The sequence below is a fragment of the Sphingomonas phyllosphaerae genome (genome assembly GCF_036946485.1).
In the GTDB taxonomy this organism is placed as follows: Bacteria; Pseudomonadota; Alphaproteobacteria; order Sphingomonadales; family Sphingomonadaceae; genus Sphingomonas; species Sphingomonas phyllosphaerae_E.
In genome coordinates this window covers 552220-576917 of sequence record NZ_JAQIJA010000006.1, presented here as the reverse complement: position 1 = coordinate 576917, position 24698 = coordinate 552220, and the positions used below count along the sequence as shown (strand labels likewise).

The 24698-nt window shown below is 68.8% G+C and carries 17 protein-coding genes and 1 pseudogene; 15 read left to right on the top strand and 3 right to left on the bottom strand.

The features are described from left to right. Positions 1–19: 19 nt before the first annotated feature. The 6 genes from PGN16_RS18405 to PGN16_RS18380 all read left to right on the top strand — a co-directional run bounded on the left by PGN16_RS18405 (position 20) and on the right by PGN16_RS18380 (position 13503). On the top strand, positions 20–2335 hold the full coding sequence (locus tag PGN16_RS18405) for a beta-N-acetylhexosaminidase (RefSeq protein WP_335310805.1): 2316 nt from the start codon (positions 20–22) through the stop codon (positions 2333–2335). After that, positions 2335–4920 carry a beta-mannosidase gene (locus tag PGN16_RS18400; protein WP_335310804.1) on the top strand — a complete coding sequence of 862 codons (2586 nt, stop codon included), beginning with the start codon at positions 2335–2337 and terminating at the stop codon, positions 4918–4920. Before PGN16_RS18405 ends, PGN16_RS18400 begins: the two co-directional genes overlap by 1 nt. Further along, the gene (locus tag PGN16_RS18395; protein ID WP_335310803.1) at positions 4917–7439 is read left to right on the top strand and encodes a glycoside hydrolase family 3 C-terminal domain-containing protein; all 2523 of its coding nucleotides are present in this window, start codon (positions 4917–4919) and stop codon (positions 7437–7439) included. The genes PGN16_RS18400 and PGN16_RS18395 overlap by 4 nt, the downstream gene beginning before the upstream one ends. A 267-nt stretch (positions 7440–7706) precedes the next feature. Beyond that, on the top strand, positions 7707–9131 hold the full coding sequence (locus PGN16_RS18390; protein WP_335310802.1) for a glycoside hydrolase family 125 protein: 1425 nt from the start codon (positions 7707–7709) through the stop codon (positions 9129–9131). Next, a complete protein-coding gene (locus PGN16_RS18385) occupies positions 9132–11456 on the top strand; it encodes a GH92 family glycosyl hydrolase (RefSeq protein WP_443019681.1) in 2325 nt (774 codons plus the stop codon). Between the two features lie 145 nt (positions 11457–11601). Next, positions 11602–13503 carry an alpha-L-fucosidase gene (locus PGN16_RS18380; protein WP_335310801.1) on the top strand — a complete coding sequence of 634 codons (1902 nt, stop codon included), beginning with the start codon at positions 11602–11604 and terminating at the stop codon, positions 13501–13503. Between the two features lie 112 nt (positions 13504–13615). On the opposite strand, the gene PGN16_RS18375 is transcribed toward PGN16_RS18380, so the two are convergent. Further along, entirely contained in the window at positions 13616–15451 is a 1836-nt protein-coding gene (locus PGN16_RS18375) for a methyl-accepting chemotaxis protein (RefSeq protein ID WP_335310800.1), read from the bottom strand. A gap of 82 nt (positions 15452–15533) precedes the next feature. Continuing rightward, a complete protein-coding gene (locus PGN16_RS18370) occupies positions 15534–16562 on the bottom strand; it encodes a DUF2332 domain-containing protein (RefSeq protein ID WP_335310799.1) in 1029 nt (342 codons plus the stop codon). A gap of 299 nt (positions 16563–16861) precedes the next feature. On the opposite strand from PGN16_RS18370, the gene PGN16_RS18365 reads away from it, so the two are divergent. From PGN16_RS18365 to PGN16_RS18325, 9 genes are read left to right on the top strand one after another with little or no spacing between them, the layout of a single operon-like run. Continuing rightward, a complete protein-coding gene (locus PGN16_RS18365; RefSeq protein WP_335310798.1) occupies positions 16862–17125 on the top strand; it encodes an STAS domain-containing protein in 264 nt (87 codons plus the stop codon). A 31-nt stretch (positions 17126–17156) separates the two neighbouring features. Then, a complete protein-coding gene (locus tag PGN16_RS18360) occupies positions 17157–19415 on the top strand; it encodes a chemotaxis protein CheA (protein ID WP_335310797.1) in 2259 nt (752 codons plus the stop codon). Next, complete coding sequence (locus tag PGN16_RS18355; protein ID WP_335310796.1) at positions 19412–20263, top strand: CheR family methyltransferase; 852 nt, start codon at positions 19412–19414, stop codon at positions 20261–20263. The genes PGN16_RS18360 and PGN16_RS18355 overlap by 4 nt, the downstream gene beginning before the upstream one ends. Then, positions 20260–21285, top strand: a complete 1026-nt coding sequence (locus PGN16_RS18350) for a protein-glutamate methylesterase/protein-glutamine glutaminase (RefSeq protein ID WP_335310795.1) — start codon at positions 20260–20262, stop codon at positions 21283–21285. Before PGN16_RS18355 ends, PGN16_RS18350 begins: the two co-directional genes overlap by 4 nt. Continuing rightward, the gene (locus PGN16_RS18345; protein ID WP_335310794.1) at positions 21282–21842 is read left to right on the top strand and encodes a chemotaxis protein CheD; all 561 of its coding nucleotides are present in this window, start codon (positions 21282–21284) and stop codon (positions 21840–21842) included. The genes PGN16_RS18350 and PGN16_RS18345 overlap by 4 nt, the downstream gene beginning before the upstream one ends. Before the next feature lie 34 nt (positions 21843–21876). Next, positions 21877–22251, top strand: coding sequence for a response regulator (locus tag PGN16_RS18340; protein WP_159757834.1), 375 nt, complete (start codon positions 21877–21879; stop codon positions 22249–22251). A 20-nt stretch (positions 22252–22271) separates the two neighbouring features. Continuing rightward, on the top strand, positions 22272–22712 hold the full coding sequence (locus tag PGN16_RS18335; protein WP_028965251.1) for a chemotaxis protein CheW: 441 nt from the start codon (positions 22272–22274) through the stop codon (positions 22710–22712). A 37-nt stretch (positions 22713–22749) separates the two neighbouring features. Then, the gene (locus tag PGN16_RS18330) at positions 22750–23754 is read left to right on the top strand and encodes a chemotaxis protein CheB (protein ID WP_335310793.1); all 1005 of its coding nucleotides are present in this window, start codon (positions 22750–22752) and stop codon (positions 23752–23754) included. Further along, positions 23751–24077 carry a hypothetical protein gene (locus tag PGN16_RS18325; RefSeq protein ID WP_335310985.1) on the top strand — a complete coding sequence of 109 codons (327 nt, stop codon included), beginning with the start codon at positions 23751–23753 and terminating at the stop codon, positions 24075–24077. The genes PGN16_RS18330 and PGN16_RS18325 overlap by 4 nt, the downstream gene beginning before the upstream one ends. A 71-nt stretch (positions 24078–24148) precedes the next feature. On the opposite strand, the pseudogene PGN16_RS20295 reads toward PGN16_RS18325, so the two are convergent. Then, a pseudogene (locus PGN16_RS20295) lies at positions 24149–24262 on the bottom strand (PEPxxWA-CTERM sorting domain-containing protein); the annotation flags it as partial. Positions 24263–24698 lie beyond the last annotated feature (436 nt).

Here is a 24698-nt window from a genome sequence, read left to right as displayed (position 1 = left end):
ACAGAACCAAGGAACAGCGATGCCCCGGCCTTTCGCGACCGCGGTTGCGGCATTCTCGATGACGTGCCTCGCCGCGCCCGGCTCGGCACAATCCCTGCTCCCGTTGCCGCAATCGGTCGTCGCCGGATCGGGAAGCGTGACGATCGCAAACGGCGCGACGGTCAGCGCCGCCGCTCCCGCCGCCGCCGCCGCACGGCTGCTGATCGCGCATGTCCGCACCGCGCGCGGGCTGACGCTGGAAAGCACCGATGGCGTGGCGCGCATCCGTTTCGAACAGGATGCCGGCATCACCGGCGCGGAGGCGTATCGCCTGATCGCCGCACGCGACGGCATCCGCATCCTCGCCGGCACCCCGGCCGGGTTCGTCCATGGCGCGATGACGCTCGTGCAATTGGTCAGCCCCGATGCGCGCGTCGGCCAGCCGGTGCGCGTCGCGGCGGTGACGATCGACGATGCGCCGCGCTTCGGGTGGCGCGGGCTGATGATCGATCCTGCGCGACACTTTTTGCCCGTCGCCGACCTGGAGCGGATCGTCGACCAGATGGCGGCGGTGAAGCTCAACACGCTCCATTTGCATCTGACCGACGATCAGGGCTGGCGGTTCGAGGTGAAACGCTATCCCAAGCTGACCGAGACCGGCGCGTGGCGCACCCCGCCCTCGACCGGCGGCCCGGCGCCGAGGACGCGGGTCGGCGGTTTCTACACGCAGGACGAATTGCGCGCGCTGGTCGCCTATGCCGGCGAGCGCGGGATCACGATCGTACCCGAGATCGACCTGCCCGGCCACGCCACCGCCTTGGTGGCGGCCTATCCCGAACTCGGCATCCTCGGTGACCAGCCGCCGGTCGGCAACCGCTGGGGGATCGAGCCGTATCTGTTCAATCCCGGGCCGAAGGGGATCGCGTTCGTCAAGGACGTGCTCGACGAATTGATCGACATCTTCCCCGGCACCTACGTCCATCTCGGCGGCGACGAGGCGCTGAAGGAGCAATGGCAGCGCAGCCCCGACGTGCAGGCGCAGATCAAGGCGCTGGGGCTGAAGGACGAAGACGCGCTGCAAGGCTGGATGATCGAGCAGTTCGGCCAGTATCTACAAGGCAAGGGCCGCCGCCTGATCGGCTGGGACGAGATCCTGGAGGGCGGGCTGCCCGCCAGCGCCTCGGTGATGTCATGGCGCGGTGAGGCCGGCGCGGTCGCCGCCGCCAACCAGGGGCACGACGTGGTGCTGTCGCCGGGCACGCCGCTGTATCTCGACCGCGTGCAGAGCACCCTCGACAGCGAGGTGCCGGGGCAGAATGTCGTCAGCTCGCTGGCCGACGTCTACGCCTATGATCCGATGCCGGCCGGTATCCCTGCCGAGCGTGCGCATCATGTGCTGGGCGCGCAGGGCAATGTGTGGAGCGAGTATCTCGTCACACCCGCGGCGGTGCAGTTCCATGTCTTCCCCCGCGCCGCGGCGCTGGCGGAGATCACCTGGTCGGCGAAGGACAAGCGCGACCTGAACGGCTTCCTGCCGCGCGTGCAGCAGCAGGCGGCGCGCTGGACGCGCGGCGGCATGACGGTCGCGGACAGCGCGTTCGCGGTCGGGTTCACCGTGCCGGGCACGCGCGGCGACGCCTTGCGCGCGAACCGCGTGTCGCTGACGCTGGCGACGCAGGCCGGCTATGGCACGATCCGGTACACGACCGACGGCAGCACCCCGTCGTCCAGGTCGCGTGCGTATAAAGGTCCATTGTCGCTGACGCCCGGCGTGGTGGTGCAGGCCGCCGCCTTTGATGCCGCCGGTCGGCCGACCGCGGCGGCGCGCCGCTTCGACACCGCGCGCGCCGCGCTGTTGACGCGCGGCAACGGCGATCTGGCACCATGCGGCACCGGACCGTTCGGCCTGCGTGTGCCGCTGACCCCGGACGCGACCGAGACATCGCCCGCGTTCAACCTGAACCTGTTCAACACCTGCGCGGTCTATCCGGCCGCGCCGCTCGACATTGCGGGTGGCTATACGGTCGAGGTGGTGCGGCTGGTGCGCAACTGGGCCTTGGGCCACGACATCCCGAAACTGCGCCGGCATTATCCGGTGTCGCCGCACGGCGAATTGCTGGTGCAGTTCGGCTGCGCTGCGGCGACCAAGGCGCAGGATGCCGGCGACAAGGCCGCAAAGCCGGTGGCGATCGGCACGTTCCCGCTGCCCGATCCGGCGACCGCGCCGCAACGTCTCACCTTCACCGGCACGCTGCCGAAGATGACCGGGGATCAGGACATTTGCTTCCAATTCACCTCGCCGCTCGACGAACCCTATTACGCGGTCGCCAGCGTGACGCTGACGGAGCGCCGCTGATGCGGTGGCTCGCGCTGCCACTGCTGCTCGCCTCGACGGCTGCGATCGCCGCGCCGAAGACGGTGACGCCGCTCGATCGGGACTGGCAGGTGCGGATCGACCCGAAGGATGCCGACGCGGCAAAGGCCCATCCGCGCGCCGCCAGATGGTTCGCGGCGACCGTGCCGGGCAGCGTGCAACAGGCGCTGATCGCGACCGGCCAGGTGCCCGATCCCTTCAAGGGCACCAACGAGGCGGCGATCCAATGGGCCGGGCTGACCGGCTGGCAATATCGGCGCACGCTGCGTCTGACGCCGGCGCAAATGGCGCGCGACCATCTCGACCTCGTGTTCGATACGCTCGACACGTTCGCCACCGTCTTGGTCAACGGGCAACCATTGCTGACCACCGACAACGCGCACCGACAATGGCGGGTCGAGGCCAAGCGCTTCCTGAAGCCGGGCGACAATATCATCACCCTCACCTTCGCCTCGCCGATCAGGACGATGCAGCCGAAGGTGCTGGCCGATCCGCACCCGCTGCCCGGCGAATATGATTCCGCATTCGGCGACGAGCCGAAGGGCAAGCAAACATCGCCCTACATTCGCAAGCCCAAGTACGACTGGAGCTGGGACTGGGGGCCCCGGATCGTTAACATCGGACCCACTCAGGGGATGCGTCTGGAGGGTTGGGACGACGCCCGTCTCGAGCGGATGCTGGTCCAGCAGGTCGCCCTGAACGATGCCGAAGCGCGTCTAGGCGCAAACTTCGCCATCTTCGCCGATCGCCCCGGCCTGGCGCTGGTCCGCGCCACCGTCACCGGACCGGACGGCAAGGTCGTCACCGCCGAACAGCAGGTAACGCTGGCGGCAGGCGACAATCGCGTCATCGTGCCCCTGACGATCGCGCAGCCGCAGCGCTGGCAGCCGGTCGGCTATGGCGCGCAGCCGCTCTACCGGGTGGCGGGTGCGCTGGTCGAAGGCGGCGTGGAGAGCGATCGCGCCGAGCGCCGCATCGGGCTGCGCACCGTCGAGTTGATCCGCGGCAACGGCGCGTTCGGGTTCAAGGTCAACGGCACGCCGATCTTCGCCAAGGGCGCGAACCTGATCCCGTTCGACAACTTTCCCGCGCGCGTCACGGCCGCGAAGATGCGCGGGCTGCTGGCCGATGCGAAGTCGGCCAATATGAACATGATCCGCATCTGGGGCGGCGGCTATTATCTGCCCGACGCCTTCTTCGACGCCGCCGACGAGCTGGGGCTGATGATCTGGTCGGACTTCATGTTCGGCGGCGCGGTGACCCCGCCCGACGCGGCGTTCCGCGAGAATGTTCGCATCGAGGCCGAGCAACAGGTCGCGCGCGTCGCCGGTCACCCCTCGATCGTTTTGTGGGCGGGCGGCAACGAAGTGCTGTCGGGCTGGGAAAACTGGTCGGATCGCAAGGCGTTCAAGAAAGCGGTCGGCGCGGACGAACAGGAGCGGATCGGCGCCGGCATGGCGGTGCTGTTCGACCGCGTGCTGCGGCAGGCGGTGCGCGATTTCGACCCGGCGGTGCCGTACTGGCCCGGTTCACCCTCGACCGACTACGAAGGCCCGGTGGACACCGACGCCGCGGGCGACCGCCATTTTTGGGATGTGTGGTCGGGGTCGAAGCCGGTCGCCAATTACCTGAACAGCTGCCCGCGCTTCATGTCGGAATTCGGTTTTCAGGCGATGCCCGATCTCGCGACGATCAAGGATTTCGCGGGTACGCTGAACGTAACCCCGACCGATCCGGTCATGAAGGCGCATCAGAAGTTTCTGGCCGGCGAGGGCAACGACCGGCTGCTGTTCTACATCCGCGAGCGGCTGGGCGAGCCGAAGAATCTGGCGGATTACGTGTACCTTAGCCAAGTCAATCAGGCGCAGGCGATCGAGCTGGCGGCACTGCATCATCGCGCCTGTCGTCCGGTGACGATGGGGTCGCTCTACTGGCAGCTGAACGATACGTGGCCGGCCATCTCGTGGTCGAGCATCAACTATGACGGGCGCTGGAAGCTGCTGCACTACGCCGCACGACGCTTCTTCGCGGATCAGGTGATCGTCACCGAGCACAAGGACGCCGCGACCCGCGTCGCGCTCGTCTCCGACGCGACGACGCCGATCGCGGCGCGCTGGCGGGTGCGCGGCTATGCGATGGACGGGCGGATGCTGGGTGAACAGGGCGGCGACGTCACCCTCGCCCCGCTCGCCGCCGCCGAGGTCGCGTCGGTGCCGGATGCGGCGCTGTTCGGCACGAGCGCCGCCGCCGACAGCTATGGCGTCGCCGAACTCTATGCGGGCGACCGGCTGCTGCACCGCCGCCTCGTCGAGCGTGCGCTGCCCAGGGACATCCACTGGCCCGATCCGGGCCTGTCGGCGCGCTGGGACGGGCGGACGGTGACGATCACCGCCACCCGGCTCGCGCGCGCGGTGATGCTCGATTTCGGCGCGACGCCCGCGCAACCGTCCGACAGCGGCTTCGACCTGTTGCCCGGCGAAAGCCGGACGATCCGCGTGGAATCGACCGCCACGCCTGCACAATTGACGCGCGCGCTGACGCTGCGCTCGCTGGGAGGACGCTCATGATCTGGCTGCTGCTGGCAAGCGCCGCCGCCGACCCGGTCGCGACGACGATCGCGACGATGACGATCGAGGAGAAGGCCGCGCAGCTGCAAAGCACCGCGCCCGCCGACGCCAAGGCCGGGTTGCCCGCCTATGACTGGTGGAACGAGGGGCTGCACGGGCTGGCGCGCAACGGCCATGCGACGGTCTTCCCGCAGGCGATCGGGATGGCGGCGACCTGGGACACCGCGCTGGTCCACCGGATCGGCGATGTCGTCGCCACCGAGGCGCGCGCCAAGTTCAACGCGCAAGCCGTCGGCGCCGACCGCCGCATCTACGAAGGGCTGACGATCTGGTCGCCCAACATCAACATCTTCCGCGATCCGCGCTGGGGCCGCGGGCAGGAGACCTACGGCGAGGACCCGTATCTCACCGGCAAGCTGGGGGTGGCGTTCGTCACCGGGCTGCAAGGGCCGGACCCGCTCCACCCGAAGGTGATCGCCACGCCCAAGCATCTCGCGGTGCACAGCGGCCCGGAAGCGGGGCGCGACGGCTTCGACGTCGATCCCAGCCCGCAGGATCTCGAGGCGACCTATCTCCCAGCGTTCCGCATGGCGGTGACCGAGGGCAAGGCGCAGTCGCTGATGTGCGCGTACAATTCGATCCACGGCACCCCAGCCTGCGCGTCGGGCACGTTGCTCAACGATCGCGTGCGGCGCGACTGGGGGTTTAAGGGCTTCACCGTGTCGGACTGCGACGCGGTCGCGAACATTCACATGTTCCACCATTACCGGCTCGATGCCGCGGCAGCGGCAGCGGCGGCGGTCAAGGGTGGCAACGACCTGAATTGCGGCAACACCTATGCGGCGCTTCCGCAAGCGGTCGCGCGCGGGCTGGTGAGCGAGGCCGAGGTCGACACGGCGCTCCACCGCTCGCTCGATGCGCGGCGCCGGCTCGGGATCGCGTTCGGCGCGACCAGCCTGTGGGCGAGCATCAAGCCCGATGCGGTCAACACCCCCGCCGACCGCGCGCTCGCGCTGGACGCGGCGCGCAAGGCGATCGTGCTGCTCCAGAACAACGACCAGCGGCTGCCGCTCGCGCCGAGCACGAAGCTGGCGGTGATCGGCGCGAACGCCGACGATCTCGGCGTCCTGCAGGGCAATTACCACGGCACCGCGGTCCAGCCGGTCACGCCCCTCGCCGGCCTGCGCCAGCGGTTCGCGAACGTGGCCTATGCGCAGGGCTCGGTGCTCGCCGACGGCGCGCCGGTGGTGCTCCCGGAAACCGCGCTCAAGGACCTGACCGCCAGCTACAGCGTCGACGGACGCGAGGTGCTGAAGCGCGCCGAGCGCCACATCGACCTCGACCTGACGCGCGTGCCGCCCGCCCCCGGCTTGCCCGTGCACGGCTATGTCGCGCGCTGGACCGGGACGCTGACCCCGCCGGGGCCGGGTGCGTACCGGCTGATGCTCGATCAGGCGCAATGCTGGAAGGATTGCAAGACCCACGACACCGCGACGCTGTCGGTCGGCGGGCGCGTGCTCCACGACGGCGCGATCACCAAGGGCCGTATCGAGATTGCGTGGGACAGCGACGGCCAACCGCAGCCGTTCGAGCTGACGCTCAACCACAGCAGCCCGGACGAGACGTTCCGCCTGCTGTGGCTCCCGCCCGAGGAACCGATGATCGCCGAGGCGGTCAAGGCGGCGCTGGCGTCCGACGTCGTGGTGATGGTCGGCGGCCTGTCCCCCGATCTGGAAGGTGAGGCGTTGCAGGTGCAGGTGCCCGGCTTTATCGGCGGCGACCGCAGCGACATCGCGCTGCCGTTCGCACAGCAGCGCCTGCTGACCGCGCTCAAGGCGACCGGCAAGCCGGTCGTGCTGGTGCTGGCGAGCGGCAGCGCGGTGGCGGTCGACCCGAAGGCGGCCGATGCGGTGCTGGCGCTGTGGTATCCGGGCGAGGCCGGCGGCACCGCGCTCGCCGACGTGCTGACCGGCGCGACCAACCCGTCGGGGCGGTTGCCAGTGACCTTCTACAAGGCGACCACCGACCTGCCCGCCTTCGTCGATTACGGGATGAAGGAGCGCACGTACCGTTACTTCACCGGCACGCCCTTGTGGGGGTTCGGGCACGGCCTGTCCTACACCGCTTACGGCTACGACCGGGTCGCCGGCGCGGCGAGCGTCGCCAGCGGGCAGCCGATGACCGTCACCGCGCGCGTCACCAACAGCGGACGGCGCGATGGCGAGGAAGTGGTGCAGGCCTATCTGGTCCCGCCCAAGGTGGCGGGCGGCGGGATGACCGCGCCGGTGCTGCAACGCCAGCTGGTCGGCTTCCAGCGCGTCCCGTTGCGCGCGGGCAAGAGCGCCACCGCGCACTTCACGATCGACCCGCGGATGATGAGCGTCGTCGAGCGCGACGGGCGGCGGCATATCATGCCCGGCGCCTATCGCCTGTGGGTCGGCGGCGGTCAGCCGGACAGCGCCGCGGGTGCGTGGACCGACTTCACGGTGACCGGGGCGGATGTGGATTTGCCGAAGTGAGCGCGGCGACGGCAACAACTTCTACGCGTCACCCCGGCGAAGGCCGGGGTCCAGCTACGGAACGCCGATGACGACGCACAACGCCCCCTTACGACGACCTTCCCAACTGGGCCCCGGCCTTCGCCGGGGTGACGCTCGCGGGTTGGCTGACGGCGCGCCCCACCGCCCCCGTCATTGCGAGCGCAGCGAAGCAATCCAGAGCGTCGCGCGCTGGACCCTGGATTGCTTCGCTGCGCTCGCAATGACGGCACGATCAAGGACAACCGCATGACCCCCACCCGCCGCCACTTCCTCGCCGGCAGCGCAGCGCTTGCCGCGACGCCCGCGCTCGGCGCAGCGCCGGACTTCGCCAGCAAGCGTCCCGCCATCGCCGACCGCCGCTTCACCTCGCCCGCTGTCGAGCGCGAGATGGCGCGCGTCTCCAAGCAGATCGCCGACCCGAAGCTGCGCTGGATGTTCGGCAATTGCTATTCGAACACGCTCGACACCACCGTCAGGATGGGTACCGTCGACGGCCAGCCCGACGCCTTTGTCATCACCGGCGATATCAACGCTCTGTGGCTGCGTGACAGTTCGGCGCAGGTCACGCCGTACCTGCATCTGGTCAAGGACGACCCGAAGCTCGGCGAGCTGTTCCGCGGGCTGATCACGCGACAGGCGCGCTCGATCCTGATCGACCCCTATGCCAACGCCTTCATGCAGGACCCGGCGGCGAAGACCGATCTCGAATGGTCGCTGAAGGATCAGACCGAGATGAAGCCCGGCGTCGCGGAACGGAAATGGGAGATCGACTCGCTCTGCTATCCGATGCGGCTCGCGCATGGTTACTGGCAAGCGACGCGCGACCCGCGTCCGTTCGACAGGACCTGGGCGGCAGCGGCACGCGCGAGCATCCGCACCTTCCGCGAGCAGCAGCGCAAGGACGGGCGCGGCCCCTACAGCTTCCTGCGCACCTCCAACCGCAACACCGAGACGATGCCGCTGGAAGGCTGGGGCAATCCGATCCGCCCGGTGGGGTTGATCGTCTCCGGCTTCCGCCCGTCCGACGACGCCTGCCAATATCCGTTCCTGATCCCGTCGAACCTGTTCGCGGTCACCGCGCTGCGTGAAATGGCGCGCGTCGCCAGCGAGGCCGCGCAGGACCAGGCGCTCGCCAGCGATGCCACCGCGCTCGCTGCCGAGGTCGAGGCCGCGCTGAAGCAATGGGGCACGATGCGGCTCCGCGACGGGCACGAGGTGTGGGCGTTCGAGGTCGACGGCTTCGGCAACGCCTTGTTCATGGACGACGCCAATGTCCCGTCGCTGTCGGGGCTCGGTTATCTCGGCTGCGTCGCGCCCGACGACGCCTTGTGGCGGCGCACCGAGGCGGCGGCGTGGAGCGAGGCCAATCCCTATTTCTTCCGCGGCACCGCGGGCGAAGGGATCGGCGGCCCGCACGTCGGGCTTGGGCAGATCTGGCCGATGTCGCTGATCGTCCGCGCGCTTTCCACCACCGACGCAGGCGTTATCCGCACCTGCCTGAAGACCTTGCGCGATACCGACGCGGGCACCGGCTTCATGCACGAGACGTTCGACATGAACGATCCGACCAAATGGACGCGCCACTGGTTCGCCTGGGCGAACGGCCTGTTCGGCGAACTGATCGTGCGGCTCGCGCGCACGAACCCTGCGATCCTCAAGGAAACCCTGTAAATGACCGGCTCGATGCTTACCCGCCGCGCCCTGCTCGCGACCACCGCGACCGTCGCGGTCACCCCGCTTCCGGCCTTCGCCGCCGCGCCGCGCCGCACCGCGCCCAATCTGTTCGTCGGCACCGGCGGCGACGGCCACACCTATCCCGGCGCAACGCTGCCGTTCGGGATGGTGCAGCTATCGCCCGACACCGATGTGGCGCGCTGGGATACCTGCTCCGGCTATCACCATGGCGACGGGTCGATCATGGGGTTCAGCCACACGCATCTGTCGGGCACCGGGATCGGCGACATGCTCGACGTGCTGGTCGTCCCGACGCGCGGCCCGGTGCAGCTCCAGCCCGGCCCGATCGAGGCCCCTGACCAAGGCTATCGCCAGCGTTACTCGGACGAACATGCCGAACCCGGCTATTACCGCGTCGCGCTGGAGAGTGGCGTGCGCGCCGAGCTGACCGTTACCGAGCGGACCGGCTGGCACCGCTACACCTTCCCGAAGGGCGCCGGTCACCTCCTGATCGACATGGCGCATATGGTCCTCGACAAATGGGACAGCGGGCCGCTGATCGACGACGGCAGCCTCACGCTCCACGCCGATGGCACGCTGACCGGCAGCCGCCGCGTCCACCGCTGGGCGAAGGGGCGCCGCATCCATTTCGCGATGCAGCTCTCGCGCCAGCCCGACCGTGTCGCCTTCTACGGCGACGATGATGCCGAGCAGCCGAAGGGCGCGACCTCCGTGGCGGCCAAGCGCGTCAAGGCGGTGCTGTTCTTCGACGATGCCGGCGCGGCGCCGATCGTGGTCCGCTGCGGCATCTCGGCGGTCGATGTCGCGGGCGCGCGCGCCAACCTGCAGGCCGAGGCGGCGCGCGGCGATTTCGACAGCGTCCGCCGCGCCGCCGCGCGCCGCTGGGCCGGGGCGCTGGACGCGGTCACCGTCGAGGGCGGCACCGCCGACCAGCGCACGATCATGGCGAGCGCGCTTTATCACACGATGGTCGCGCCGACGCTCTTCTCCGACGTCGACGGCCGCTACGTCGGGCTCGACCGGCAGGTGCACACCGTCCCTGCCGGGCAGCGTGCCTATTCCACCTACTCGCTGTGGGACACGTATCGCGCGCTCCACCCGCTGCTGACGATCGTCGCGCCGGATCGCGCCAAGTCGCTGGTCGACGACCTGATCCGCCAGACGCAGCAAAGCCCTTATGGCCCGCTGGTCTGGCCGTTGCAGGGAGTCGAAACCGGCACGATGATGGGCTGGCACGGCGTGTCGGTGCTCGCCGAGGCGCACGCCAAGGGCATCCCCGCCGATTACGCCGCGGCTTGGCCCGCGATCGCCAAGCGCTCGTTCGATTTCAGCGCGCCCGATCTCGACAACAGCAAGGGGCGCGACCTGTACGACGCCAAAGGCTATGTCCCGGCCGACAAATGGTTCGAGAGCGTCAGCCGCACGCAGGAATATGCCTATGACGACTGGGCGTCGTCCAAGCTCGCGCGCGTCGCGGGTGCCGAGGCGGAGTCCGCGCGGCTGCTCAAGCGCTCGGGCAATTGGCGCAACGTCATCGATGCCTCGATCGGCTTCGCGCGCCCGCGCTTTGCGGACGGGTCGTGGTGGAAGGATTATGATCCGATCCAGCTCGGGCACATGCCCAAGCCGTGGTGGCGCGATTATACCGAGGCGAACGGCTGGCAGGCGACCTTCCTCAACCAGCACGACGTCTATGGCCTGATCGCGCACATGGGCGGCGACGCGAAGTTCGAGGCCAAGCTCGACGCTTTGTTCACCGCGCCATCGACGCTGCCCAAGAACGCGCCGCCCGACATCAGCGGGCTGGTCGGCCAATATGCGCATGGCAACGAGCCCGACCAACATGTCGCCTATCTCTATGCCTTCGTAGGCGCGCCATGGAAGACGCAGAAGATGGTGCGGCGGCTGCTCACCGAAATGTACAAGAACGATCCCGACGGCGTGATCGGCAACGACGATTGCGGGCAGATGAGCGCGTGGTTCGTGATGTCGTCGCTCGGCTTCTACCCGGTCGATCCGCTCGAGGCGGTCTATGTGTTCGGCTCGCCGCTGTTCGAGCGCGCGACGCTGGCGCTGCCCGGCGGCAAAAGGCTGGTGGTCGAGGCACCGGGCAACACCGCCGCCACCCCCTATGTCACCGCGGTGACGTGGAACGGCCGGCCGTGGACGAAAAGCTGGATCGCGCACGCCGATCTGGTCAAGGGCGGGACGCTGCGCTTCACGATGAGCGCGACGCCCAACCCGGCGTTCGGGCGCGCGCTCGCCGACCGCCCGCCGTCGTTCGGGCGCACGCCGACGTGATGGCCCGCTCGCTCCACGCCACCCGTTACCGTCACCCCGGCGAAGGCCGGGGTCCAGTATCGGGCCGCTCGCGAGATGCGGCGACGTCACCCAACTGGGCCCCGGCCTCCGCCGGGGCGACAGGCGAATCCTTCAGGAGCCCCCGATGACCGATCTCACCCGCCGCGCGCTGATCGCCGCCGGTGCCGCCACCACCGCGCTACCTGCATTCGCGCAGGGCAGCGCCGCGCCCAAGCCATGGGGCGCGACGCCCTCGAAGCGGCAGGCTGCGTGGCACATGCGCGAGCAATATGCCTTCATCCACTTCTCGATCAACACCTTCACCGATCGCGAATGGGGCTATGGCGACGAGAGCCCGAAGCTGTTCAACCCGACCGATTTCGACGCCGACCAGATCGTCGCCGCGGCCAAGGCGGGCGGGATGCGCGGGATCATCCTCACCGCCAAGCATCATGACGGCTTCTGCCTGTGGCCGACTCTGCTGACCGACCATTGCATCCGCAACAGCCCGTATAAGGGCGGCAAGGGCGATATCGTCGGCGAGATGGAGAAGGCGACGCGCCGCGCCGGGCTCGCCTTTGGCCTGTATCTGTCGCCGTGGGACCGCAATCACGCCGAATATGGCCGCCCGGCATACATCGATTATTACCGCAAGCAGGTGGTCGAACTCTGCACGCGCTATGGCGAACTGTTCGAATTCTGGTTCGACGGCGCCAACGGCGGCGACGGCTATTACGGCGGCGCGCGCGAGACGCGGAAGATCGACGCGCCGAAATATTACAACTGGCCGTCGATCATCGCGCTGGTGCATCAGCATCAGCCGATGGCCTGCACCTTCGACCCATATGGCGCGGACATTCGCTGGGTCGGCAACGAGGACGGCGTCGCCGGCGACCCGTGCTGGCCGACGATGCCCGCGCATCCCTACGTCCAGTCGGAAGGCAATTCCGGCGTGCGCGGCGCGCCCCTGTGGTGGCCGGCCGAGACCAACACCTCGATCCGTCCCGGCTGGTTCTACCACGCCGACGAGGATGCGAAGGTGAAGAGTCCCGCGCGCCTGCTGCGCTATTTCGACGAGTCGGTCGGCCGCGGCACCAACATGCACCTCAACATCCCGCCGGATCGCCGCGGGCGCGTCGCCGACCATGACGTCGCGGTGCTCAAGAGCTTCGGAGAGGCGCAGGCGCAGACCTATGCCCGGGATCTGGCGCAGGGCGCGGTCGCGCACGCGAGCGCCGAGCGCGGGCGCGCCTTCGCCGCGTCGAAGGTGCTCGACGGGCGGCGCGACACCTATTGGTCCACCCCCGACGGCGACACGACGCCGACGCTGACGCTCGACCTGCCGCCGGGCCGGACGTTCGACGTGATCCGGCTGCGCGAATATCTCCCGCTCGGGGTGCGCGTGACCAAATTCGCGATCGACCTAGAGGAAGCCGGGCAGTGGCGCACCGTCGCCGAACATGAGTGCATCAGCGCGCAGCGGATCGTGCGGCTGCCGCAACCCTCCTCCGCCCGGCGGTTGCGACTGCGCATCCTCGACGCGCCCGCCTGCCCGGCAATCAGCGAGATCTCGCTGTTCCGGCAGGTGCAGCCGGTTCCGGTCGCGCCGCCCAAGGTGTCCGATCCGACGATCATTCCGCAGCGCGGCTGGTCGATCGTCACCGCCAGCGGCCCGGGCGCGGAGGCGCTGATCGACGGGGACGCACAGACGCGCTGGACGGTGCCGTCCCCGACCGCGGCCAATCCCGCCAGCGTGACGATCGACCTCGGCCGCGTGCTGCCTCTCGCCGGGTTCAGCCTGACGCCGTCGCGCACCATCGCCAAGGATACCGCGCCGCCGCGCGGCTATGACGCGGAGACGAGCGCCGATGGCAAGACCTGGGTGCCCGCCGCGACCGGCGAGTTCGGCAATATCGCCTATGCGCTCGCCACGCAGCGGGTGGCGTTCGCGGTACGGCAGGCGCGCTACCTGCGGTTGCGCTTTGCGGCTCCCGCCATCCCGGCGGGCAGCCTGACCGTGGCCGACATCGGCGCATTCACCGGGTGACGCGTCGCCCCGAACTTGATCCAAGGCCCCGCTTCTTCCCGACCTACGCAGAAGAAGCGGGATCCCGGATCAAGTCCGGGACGACGAAGGCAAGGTGAACGGCGGCCAGACCTCAGAAGGCCGACCAGTCATCCTCGCTGGCCGCCAACGCGGTATTGCCGATCGCACGCGGCGCGGCGCGCACCGGCGCGGTGATATGCCGCGCACGCGGCGCGGCACTCGCCGCCACCGCCACCGGGCGCGCGGCGGGTTCGTCGACCGTGAAGGTCGCGACGGCTCCCGCCAATTGCTCGGATTCGCGGGCCAGCAGGCTCGCGGCGGCGGTCGATTCCTCGACCATCGCGGCATTTTGCTGCGTCACGCCATCCATCTCGTTGATGGCGATGTTCACCTGACCCAGGCTCTGCGCCTGATGGTCCGACGCGCGCGCGATCGTGTCCATGATGACGCTGACGCTGCCCACGCGCTCGATGATCTGCTCCAGCGCCTGCCCGGTCTCGTCGACCAGCTCGACGCCCGATTTGACGTGGTGGATGGCGGAAAGGATGCGCGTCTTGACGTCCGACGCCGCATCGGCCGAGCGCTGTGCCAGCGCGCGCACCTCGTTGGCGACCACGGCGAAGCCCTTGCCCGCCTCGCCCGCCCGCGCCGCCTCGACACCGGCGTTCAGCGCCAGCAGGTTGGTCTGGAATGCGATGCCGTCGATCACGCTGATGATGTCGGCGATCTCGCGGCTGGCCTGGTCGATACCGTTCATCGCCTCGACCGACTTGCGCACCACCTCGCCACCCTGTTCGGCAGCCTTGCGTGCCTCGGCCATCGCCTTGTTCGCGTTGGCCGCGTTCGAGGCGCCCTCGCGCACGGTGCCGGTGATCTCGTCCATCGCCGCGGCGGTTTCGCGCAAGGACGACGCCTGCTGCTCGCTGCGCGCTGACAGGTCGCGTGCCGACTGGCTGATCTCGTCGGCATTCTGCTTGATCGTCTCGACGCTGCGCCGCACGTTGCAGGTCAGGTCGGACAGCTTGCCGACCGCGCCGTTGAAGTCCTTCGACAGCACCGCATAGGAGCCCGGCAAGGCGTTCAGCCGCACCGTCAGGTCGGCCTCGGACAGACGGTGCAGCCCGTCGCCGATCGCTCGCATCGCCAGCTCGCGCTCCTCGTCGGCGGTCAGCTTGGCCTGCGCGGCGTCGCGGAACACCAGCACCGCGCGCGCCATGTCGCCCAATTCATCGGCGCGGCCGGTGTCGGGCACGTCGATCGCGCTCTTGCCCGCGGCCAGATCGGCCATGCGCTTCGTCAACGCGCTGATCGGGCGCGCGATGCTGCGGCTGAGCGCGGTCTGCAACATCACGGCGATACCGATCAGCGCGATCCCACCCAGCACCAGCGCGATCGTCGCGGTGGTCAGCGCCTGCGACTGGCTGGCGGCATTCGCCTCAATCGCGGCGGTTTCCTGGTTGCGCAGTTCGCGCAACGGCAGCACCACCGCGCTTGTCAGCACCTTCTTGCCCGCGCCGCGCACCGCTTCCTCGGCAGCCTCGCGCTGCCCGGCCTTCACCATCGCGACCAGCCGGTTGCTCCAGTCGCGACGCCATTTCGCCGTCTCCTCGCGCGAGGTGATGACGAGCGCGCGGCGCGCCGGATCGGAAAGCTTCTTTTCCAGCGCGATCGTGGTCAGGTCGTATTCGTCCCGCGCCTCGTTGTACGATTTGAGATAGGTCGGATCGGCGGTGACGAGATACCCGCGCAACTGGCTGTTCTCGCGCAGGATCGACGTCTCCAGCGTCAGCGCCTTGGCGTAGACGTCCTGGCTGTGGTTGCTGTTCACCGTCGCCGAGCGAATCATCCAGATGTTCGCGAAGAAGACGACCATCATGATCGCTGCCGAGGCATTGATGACGAGGAAAGAGAAACCCAGCTTCCTCGGTATGCTCAGGGTTTTGAACATCGTTGGTCTTTCTGCCGCACGTGGCTGTTGGTCGATCGACGCGTATCGAAGGTTAGTTAAACCTAGATAAAGGCGAGTCTTTTCAGGCTCGCCACTCAACCCAGGCGCCATAGGGATGACAGGTGGCGAGCACGCGCGTGCCCGCGTCGGGCCAGCACGTCAGCCGCAGTTCGACCGCGGTGCGCGCCGCGTTCCATTCGAACGCGATTCGCCCGAACGGGCGCTCGGCCGTGGCCCGGGCGCCGGCAGCGGCGATGGTCCGCTCCAGCCGCTCGCGCTCGGCATCTGCGACATATTGCGCCATCATCGAATGAAACACGACGCGCCAGCGCCCGGCCGGCTGGGTCGCGGCCAGCCGCGCCGACAGCCAGGTCGTGGCATCGGCCCGCGTGATTCGCGGCGGACGGACGCGCGCGATCGACAGCGCCTCGGCCAGCCGATCGGCTCGCGCCGGCTGGTCGGCGAAGACATAGGCCATCAGCCGCTCGCAGGTCGCGGCGTCGTTCGGGTCCAGCGGGTGCAGGTCGACCCCCTCGGCCGAGACCACCTCGACCTGGCGGAAGGTCACCGCCCCGCCGCGCCAGTCGGGCGCGATCCGCACCGGCGAGTCGGCCGTACCGGCCCGTACCCCGCCCAGATCGTAACGATAGTGCGCCAGGTTCAGGTTGAGGCCGGCGCTGGACCCCAGCTCGATCAGTTCGACCGGAAGCGCCCGCTGACCCGTCACTTCCATCAGCGCGGCCAGGATCGCCGCCGCGCGCCCGACCTCGTTGGTCTGCGGCGCATCGCGCATCCATTCGGCGATGAACGCGTCGTGCGCCACGAACGCCGCGCGGATCGCGCCGTCGAAATCCTCATGCACCCGCCGATACAATGCGCCGAGCACCGGCGGCGTGTCGCGGCGCGCCAGCGCGTGCAATGCGGCATTGAGTCGCATCGCCACGGCGGCCGCGGCGGGATCACCCGGCCAGTCGTGGAGCATCGCGCAGGTGCGCGGCGCGTGATGCAATTGCCGATCCGCGGCGGCCAGCACATCGCCGACGAACGGCGATCCGATCGCGCGCATCACGCCCGCTTGCCGCAGCAATTCCCCAAAGCCGTGTTCCGGCATGACCGTCCTTAACGCCTGCAACAAAGCGACCCACCCCGCCGGCCTGATCGCCGTTCCGGTTGCACACATGCAAGTCATTGGTTGTGATCGTATTAACCGCCAAACCTCTGGAAGATGCTTTGCGATCGTCGGGCGTATTTAACGTCATCTTAGGACAGATCAGGCACATCGGCGTCTGACCCGCTCCCCGTGCTCGGATCGAGCGTGGGGGGTCGAACACCTTTTGGAGGGAGGACGAACATGACCGCGCATCGCTTCGGCTCGTCCCGCCCCGACGTCATCTGACAGGAAGGCCCGCGATGTCGATCGTCCTCACCTCTCGCCTGGATACCGCAGCGGCGGCGCCGTTGCGCCAGTCGCTCTCGTCGCTGGTCGAGGCGGCGCAGCCGATCGTGATCGACGGCGGTGCGGTCGATCAGATCGGGCAGGCCTGCCTTCAGGTGCTGGCGGCGGCGCGCGCCGCCGCGGTCGCGCGCGGCCTGTCATGGCAGGTCGCCTTCCCCAGTGTCGCGATGGTCGAGGCCGGCAAACTCGCCGCGATCGACGTCCTCACCGCCGCCTGACCCCAAGACCTATTCGCGCAGGAGCCCGACCTTGGACCTCGATGCAATCCAGCAGATCTTCTTCCAGGAATGCGAAGAAGGCCTGGCCGGCATGGAAAGCGCCTTTGCGGCGCTTCGCGATCAGCAATATGATGGCGAGACGATCAACGGCATCTTCCGTGCCGTCCACTCGATCAAGGGCGGTGCGGGCGCGTTCGGGCATGAACGACTGCAGGCCTATACCCACCAATATGAAACACTGCTCGACCTGCTGCGCAGCGAGACGCTGGCGCTCACGCCCCCGCTCGTCGACCTGATCGTCGCAGCGTTCGACATGCTTGCCGATCACGTCGCGGCCGCCCGCGACGGCGGCGACGCGCCGGACGATGCGGCGATGCTGGCGCGCCTGATCGCGGCGTCGAGCGGCGAAGCGCCGGGTGCCGCCGAGCCGGTGGTCGAGGCCGCCGTGATCGAGGAAGCGCCGGTCGGCGTCAGCGACGATTTCGACGACCTGATGGCCATGCTGGACGATGTCGGCGGCGCCGCCGGTCCCGCGAGCGACGAGGATCTGCTGAGCGCCGACGCCGCCGCGCCGGGTTGGTTGCTGACCTTCCGTCCGCCCGCCAACGCGCTCGATAACGGCGGCGAGCCGCTGCTGCTGCTGCGTGAACTACAGCGTATGGGTGCGCAGGTGTTGTCGTGCGACGCCGACACGCTGCCGCCGCTCGCCGCGCTCGATCCGGACATCTCGTATCTGGCATGGCGCATCTCGGTGCCTGCGACCGCCGAGGAAGACGATATCCGTGCGGTGTTCGAATTCACCGACGGCTGCGCCCTGACGCTGGAGCGCGTGGCGGCATTGCCCGCTCCTTCCGCGCCGACGATCGTCGTCGCCGCCGCCGAGGTCGCCGCCCCGACGCCCGTCGTCGCACCTGTCGCGGTCGAGGAGCCGGCGGCGCCTGCGCCCGCCCCCGCGGTCGCTGCGCCACCGGCACCGGCTCCCGCCCCTACCCCTGCTCCGGCTCCGGCTCCCGCGCCGGCACCTGCCGCTGCGGCCCCCGCGCCCACCGCCACCCCGGCGGCTGCGGCCGCCCGCCCGGTCGCGATCGCCCCGACTCCGCCCCCCACGCCGGTGGCGCAGACGATCCGCGTCGATCTCGACAAGCTCGACCGGCTCGTGAACCTCGTGGGTGAGTTGGTCATCACCCAGGCCATGCTCGCGCAGCGGCTGAGCGAGAACGACATGGCCGGCATTTCGGAGCTGACCGACCTCGACCACCTGACGCGCGAGCTGCAGGAGTCGACGATGGCGATCCGCGCGCAGCCGATGAAGACCGTCTTCAGCCGCGTGCCGCGCATCATCCGCGAACTGGAAGGCGAAACCGGCAAGCGCGTCCGCCTCGACATCGAGGGCGAGATGACCGAGGTCGACAAGACCGTCGTCGAACGCATCGGCGAGCCGCTGACCCACCTGATCCGCAACGCGGTCGATCACGGGCTGGAAACCACCGAGGAGCGTATCAAGGCGGGCAAGTCCGAAACCGGCGTCGTCACGCTGTCGGCGGCGCATCATTCGGGCCGGATCGTCATCACCGTCGCCGACGACGGTCGCGGCATCGACCGCAGCCGGGTGCGCGCCAAGGCGGTCGAGCGCGGGATCATCCTGCCCGACGCGGTGCTCAGCGACGAGGAAGTCGACAATCTGATCTTCGCGCCGGGCTTCTCGACCGCCGCGACCGTCTCGAACATCTCGGGGCGCGGCGTGGGCATGGACGTGGTGCGCAAGAACGTCCAGGCGCTCGGCGGCCGCATCGGCATCCATTCGAAATTCGGCTCGGGCTCCAGCTTCTCGCTCAGCCTGCCGCTGACGCTCGCGGTGGTCGACGGGATGATCGTCACGGTCGGCGACCAGACGTTCGTGATCCCGCTCAGCCACATCGTCGAAAGCCTGCGTCCGTCGGATCGCGCGGTGACCGCGATCGGCATCAACGGCGCGGTGCTCGACGTGCGCGGCTCGTACGTGCCGATCTATCCCGTCGCCGAGCAGCTCGGCATCGAGGGCGGCGAGCGCAACCCGGAGAAGGCCGTGCTGATCGTCGTCGAGGGCGATCAGGGTCAGGCCGCGCTGCTCGTCGATTCGATCCAGGACCAGCGTCAGGTAGTCGTGAAGAGCCTGGAGGCCAATTATCAGGCGATCGACGGGCTGGCCGGCGCGACGATCCTCGGCGACGGGCGCGTCGCGCTCATCATCGACGTCGATGCGCTCACCTCGCAGCGGTCGCGCCGTCCGCAGCTGGCGCACGCCGCATGACCGCCGCGCTCGCCGTCCCGTCGGCGAAACGCGAGTTCGACTTCGCGCACGCGGATCATCAGCGGATCGCGAAGATCGTCTACGACACGCTCGGCATCCTGCTGCCGGACGGCAAGTCGCAGCTCGTCTACGGGCGCGTCGCGCCGCGTGTGCGCGCCTGCGGGCTGACCAGCGTTTCCGATTATCTGAAGGTGATCGAGAACGACGAGGAAGAGCGCAACCGGATGCTGGATGCGCTGACCACCAACCACACCAGCTTCTTCCGCGAGGCGCATCACTTCGAGGATTTCGTCGAGCGGATGTGGCCGACGCTGTCGCAGCGGCTGGCCAGCGGCGGGCGCGTCCGGCTGTGGTCGGCGGCCTGCTCCAGCGGCGAGGAGCCGTATACCTGGCTGATGGCGGCGCTCGGCGCTGATCGGTCGGCGGCGCAGCGGCTGCTCAAGGGCGATCTGCGGATGCTCGCCACCGATGTATCGCCCAGCGTGCTCGAGACCGCGCGCGCCGGCCGCTACTCGGCCGATACGCTGCGCACCGTGCCCGCCAAGCTGCGCGCCACCTGGGTCGACAATCGACTGACGGTCGATCCGGCGCTGCGCGAGGCGATCTCGTTCCGGCCGCTCAATCTGCTCGGTCCATGGCCGATGAAAGGGCGATTCGACGCGATCTGCTGTCGCAACGTCATGATCTATTTCGACGAACCAACGAAGGCCAGGCTGCAGTCGCGGCTGGCCGATCATCTGGAGACCGGGGGGATGCTGTACATCGGCCATTCGGAGCGATTGTCGCCCGATGTTGCGGCGCGCTTCGACTGCGTGGGCCGCACCGCGTACCTGAAGGTGCGCGCATGAGCGTCCGCACCCTCGTCGTCGACGATTCGCTGACCATGCAGGCGCTGATCCAGCGCACGCTCGCCAGCGATCCGCACATCCAGGTCGTCGGCACCGCGTCGAGCGCCGAGGAGGCGCGCGCGCGGATCAAGGAACTCGATCCCGACGTCGTCACGCTCGACATCGAGATGCCGGGCATGAACGGCCTCGACTTCCTCGAACGGTTGATGCGGCTGCGCCCGACGCCCGTCGTCATGCTCTCGACGCTGACCTCGGAAGGCGCGGACGCCAGCATCGCCGCGCTGGAGCTGGGGGCGTTCGAGTGTTTCGACAAGCTGGCGCTGCGCCGCCCCGACGAGGCGATTCGCCTGCCCGCGCTGGTCCGCGCCGCCTCCGGGTCGCGCGGGCGCAGCGCCGCGGCGGCACCGCGCGCGTCCGAACCGGCACCGCAGGCCGATTACACGCCCCGCGACCAGTCGATGATCGCGGTCGGCGCGTCGACCGGCGGCGTGGAGGCATTGATCGAGTTGCTGTCCGGCTTCCCGGCCAATTGTCCGCCGACCGTGATCGTGCAGCACATGCCGCCCAGCTTCACCGCCAGCTTCGCCGCGCGGCTCGACCGATTGTGCAAGCCGAGCGTCGAGGAAGCGCGCGCCGGTGCGGTGCTGCGCCCGGGCAAGGTCTATCTGGCCCCCGGCGGCGATCAACATCTTGAAATCGCGGGCCCTGCGACGCGCCGTTACTGCCGTCTGCTTCCCGGCCCCAAGATGAGCGGGCACCAGCCTTCGGTCGATGTGCTGTTCCATTCGGTCGCCCGCATCGCCGGGGCCGACTCGGTCGGCGCGATCCTGACGGGCATGGGCGCCGACGGGGCCGAGGGGATGCTGGCGATGCGTCAGGCCGGCTCGATCACGATCGGGCAGGACGAGGCATCCAGCGTCGTCTACGGGATGCCCGCGGTCGCGCACCGCATCGGCGCGGTCGTGCAGCAGATGCCGCTGCGGCGCATCGCCGCCCGGTTGCTGCAGGAGTGTCGCGCATGACGGGGCTCGCGCTTCGTGACGGGTTGCGGCGCATCACGGTCGCGCAGGGCGAGACGCGGGTCAGCGACGAAACCGACGTGGTGCTCACCACCGTGCTCGGAAGCTGCATCGCTGCCTGTTTTTACGATCCGGTCGCCAAGGTAGGAGGTATTAACCACTATCTGTTAGCGGAGGGACATGCCTCCGATCCCGCCTCGATGCAGCGCTACGGCGTCTATGCGATGGAAGTCCTCATCAACGCCATGCTGGCGATGGGCGGGGCACGGTCGCGGCTCAAGGCGCGGATTTTCGGCGGGGCGACGATGCGCACCGGCTTTCGCGACATCGGCGGCGACAATATCGCCTTCGCGCGCCGCTTCCTTCGCGACGAGCGGATCCCGCTGGTCGGCGAGGACGTCGGCGGCAATGGCGCGCGGCGGGTCGAGTTCCGCCCGGCGCTGGGCCTCGCGCGGTGCAGGGTCGTGACCGAACAGTCGATCCCGGCTCCGGTGGTCCGCGTTCGCCCCGCCCCGCCCCCACCGCCGCCCGCGTCGCTCGGCGACGTCGAATTCTTCTGATTACGCCCCGTATTCTGCCCAGGAGCCGTTACCCGTGACCAAGACGATCATGACCGTGGATGACTCGCCCAGCATGAGAATGCTGCTGCGCGCCGCGCTGACCGACCTCGGCTATCACGTCGTCGAGGCCGAGGACGGCGTCCACGCGCTGGAAACGCTCGCCAGCTTCGACGAGGAGGACGAGCCGGACCTGCTCATCACCGACATCAACATGCCGCGCATGGACGGGTTCGGGCTGATCGAGAACGTCCGCGCCGACGGCCGCCGGACGCTGCCGATCCTGGTGCTCACCACCGAAAGCTCCGACGAGAAGAAGCAGCGCGCGCGCCAGGCCGGCGCGACCGGCTGGATCGTCAAGCCCTTCCACCCCGAAAAGCTCGCCGCCGCGATCCGGCGCGTGCTGCACTGATGTCACAAGGAACGAACCCCATGTCCCGTCAGCTCATCACCTTCCAGCTCGGCGATCAGTATCTGGGCGTCGACATCATGGCGATCCGCGAAATCCGCGCCTGGTCGCCCGCCACGCCGCTCCCGAACGTGCCCAGCCACGTGCGGGGCGTGGTCAATCTGCGCGGCGTGGTGCTCCCGGTGCTCGATCTGCGCCACCGGCTCGGCTGGGGCATGACCGATCCGACCGCGCGCCACGTCATCATCGTCGTGCGGATCGGCGAGCAACTTCAGGGCATCATCGTCGACGCGGTCAACGACATCGTGACGGTGCAGACCGAGGACATGCAGCCGCTCCCCGACATGGGCGATTCGGCGGCACAACAATTCCTCGACGGGCTGGCGACCATCGATCAGCGGCTGATCCTGGTGCTGGCGCTGGAGCGGCTGGTGGAGCGCGCCGCGATGGCCGACGCCGCCTGACAACACATAGTTAATGCGCGTAATTTAGGACTGGGTCATGGCTGGAACGAAAGTATTGGTGGTCGACGATTCGTTGACCATGCGCGCGCTGATCTCGGGTGCGCTCGAGCGGATCCCGGGTGTGGAAGTGGTCGGCATGGCCGATGGCGCGGCGGAAGCACGCGGGCTGGTGGAAAGCAAGCGCCCCGACGTCATGACGCTCGACGTCGAGATGCCGGGGATGAGCGGCCTCGAATATCTGGCCGAGATCATGGACACCAAGCCCATGCCGGTCATCATGTTCTCGACCCGGACGCAGGACGGAGCGGCGGAATCGATCGAGGCGCTGCGGCTCGGCGCGATCGACTGCTTCCCCAAGCCGCGCGTCGCAGCGCCCGCCGAGCTGGACGCGATCATCGCAAAGCTGGCCAAGCGGCTGAAGGCGGCCAAGAAGGCCGACCTGAAGCCCAAGACCGCGCCGAAATCCGCCAAGCACCCACCGATCGACTGGAACGGCCGCCTGCTGCTGGTCGGCGGCGATGCGTCGAACACCAAGTCCATCTTCGACCTGTTCGCAGGCTTCCCGGCGAACTGCCCGCCGACCGTCGTCGTCCAGCATCTGGGGCCGGGCATGGTCGAGAGCATGGTCGAGAAGCTCGCCGAGCAGTGCGCCGCCAAGGTGGTGGTCGCGGCGGACGGCATGAAGCCGGAACAGGGCACGATCTATCTCGCGCCGCACGGCGACGCGCATCTGGTGATCGACAGCTGGCCGAACGGCACGCTGCGCCTGCTGCCCAAGGACCCCGTCGCGGGTGAACGTCCGTCGATCTCGCTGTTGTTCGCCTCCGCGGCGAAGGCGGCGGCGGCGAACGCGGTCGGCGTGCTGCTGCTCGACGGCAACGAGGATGGCGCGGGTGGCTTGCGCGCGCTGAACGCGGCGGGCGGCTATGCCTTCGCGCCGGCCGAGAGCGGCGGCGGTTATACGCTGACGCGCGGCATGGTGTCGCAGCCGGTCGCGAGCGACGCGCTGGTCGCGGGCGTCATGAAGATGTGTTCGAAATGAGCGCCGCGGCGGGGCTGCCCCTGCCGACGGGGGGCGTGGCGGCGGTCGGTGTGCCGCGGCCGCTGGCACAGGCGCTCGCCGCCGAGCTGGTGCTTGCGTCGAGCATGTTGGCCGATCTCGCCTACGACCTGGGCAGCGACGGCGACACGTTGCGTCGTCACATGGCCAGCCTGCAGCGGATCGACCATGTCACGCAGATCCAGCTCGCGATCGCCGATCTCCTGCGCACCTCGAACGGCGCAGACGGCGACATCGGCCAGGTAACGCTACAGGATATGGCCGACCGGCTGCGGGCGTTCCTGACGCAGGACGGCACGGCCTGATCCATCGACGACGCTGTACGAAAAACGCCGCCGGCTCACACCGGCGGCGTTTTTTTTTCCGGCGATGCCGCTTACGAAGCGCGAACCGCGGCCATCTCGCGACGCGCACCGCGGCGCATCGCATAGCCTGCGAGGCCGAAGCCGAGCACCATCATCGCCCAGGTCGCCGGTTCGGGCACGGCCGCACCGACGTTGGTGGCATAGAGGACGGCGTTCGAACTCGCCGACTTGTAGCCCAGCGTGATCGACGAGAGATTGCTGCCCGCATCCAGACGATAGAAAGCGGTGCCGTTACCTGGACCGCCCGCGCCGTTGCCATAATGCACGGCGATGTAGGTGACCCCCTTCAGAGCGGTGCCGAAGTTGACGGTCGTCGCGCTGTTCAGACCGGTGACCTTCGCCACCGTCGTGCCCGTCCAGTCGAAACCGAGTTGCTTCAAGGCAGCGGTTTGCGCGTCGACATCCGACTGATTGTTGCTGATCAGGTTGCCGCTTTTGAACCCGACGCACGCCTGCGCGGTCGGCGCGATGTCGTTGACGCTGCACGTCGCCAGCAGCGCGGCCGATGCGTTCGTGGCAGCCGTCGCCGCGATGGCAAATGCGGCGAGATACGCCAACTTC

Bases quoted from the DNA above. Each gene is read 5' to 3' on its own strand.
- PGN16_RS18385 (WP_443019681.1), top strand. From the start codon at position 9,132: ATGACCGGCTCGATGCTTACCCGCCGCGCCCTGCTCGCGACCACCGCG.
- PGN16_RS18345 (WP_335310794.1), top strand. From the start codon at position 21,282: ATGACGGGGCTCGCGCTTCGTGACGGGTTGCGGCGCATCACGGTCGCG.
- PGN16_RS18355 (WP_335310796.1), top strand. From the start codon at position 19,412: ATGACCGCCGCGCTCGCCGTCCCGTCGGCGAAACGCGAGTTCGACTTC.
- PGN16_RS18325 (WP_335310985.1), top strand. From the start codon at position 23,751: ATGAGCGCCGCGGCGGGGCTGCCCCTGCCGACGGGGGGCGTGGCGGCG.
- PGN16_RS18350 (WP_335310795.1), top strand. From the start codon at position 20,260: ATGAGCGTCCGCACCCTCGTCGTCGACGATTCGCTGACCATGCAGGCG.
- PGN16_RS18330 (WP_335310793.1), top strand. From the start codon at position 22,750: ATGGCTGGAACGAAAGTATTGGTGGTCGACGATTCGTTGACCATGCGC.
- PGN16_RS18395 (WP_335310803.1), top strand. From the start codon at position 4,917: ATGATCTGGCTGCTGCTGGCAAGCGCCGCCGCCGACCCGGTCGCGACG.
- PGN16_RS18370 (WP_335310799.1), bottom strand. From the start codon at position 16,562: ATGCCGGAACACGGCTTTGGGGAATTGCTGCGGCAAGCGGGCGTGATG.
- PGN16_RS18365 (WP_335310798.1), top strand. From the start codon at position 16,862: ATGTCGATCGTCCTCACCTCTCGCCTGGATACCGCAGCGGCGGCGCCG.
- PGN16_RS18335 (WP_028965251.1), top strand. From the start codon at position 22,272: ATGTCCCGTCAGCTCATCACCTTCCAGCTCGGCGATCAGTATCTGGGC.
- PGN16_RS18380 (WP_335310801.1), top strand. From the start codon at position 11,602: ATGACCGATCTCACCCGCCGCGCGCTGATCGCCGCCGGTGCCGCCACC.
- PGN16_RS18390 (WP_335310802.1), top strand. From the start codon at position 7,707: ATGACCCCCACCCGCCGCCACTTCCTCGCCGGCAGCGCAGCGCTTGCC.
- PGN16_RS18405 (WP_335310805.1), top strand. From the start codon at position 20: ATGCCCCGGCCTTTCGCGACCGCGGTTGCGGCATTCTCGATGACGTGC.
- PGN16_RS18375 (WP_335310800.1), bottom strand. From the start codon at position 15,451: ATGTTCAAAACCCTGAGCATACCGAGGAAGCTGGGTTTCTCTTTCCTC.
- PGN16_RS18400 (WP_335310804.1), top strand. From the start codon at position 2,335: ATGCGGTGGCTCGCGCTGCCACTGCTGCTCGCCTCGACGGCTGCGATC.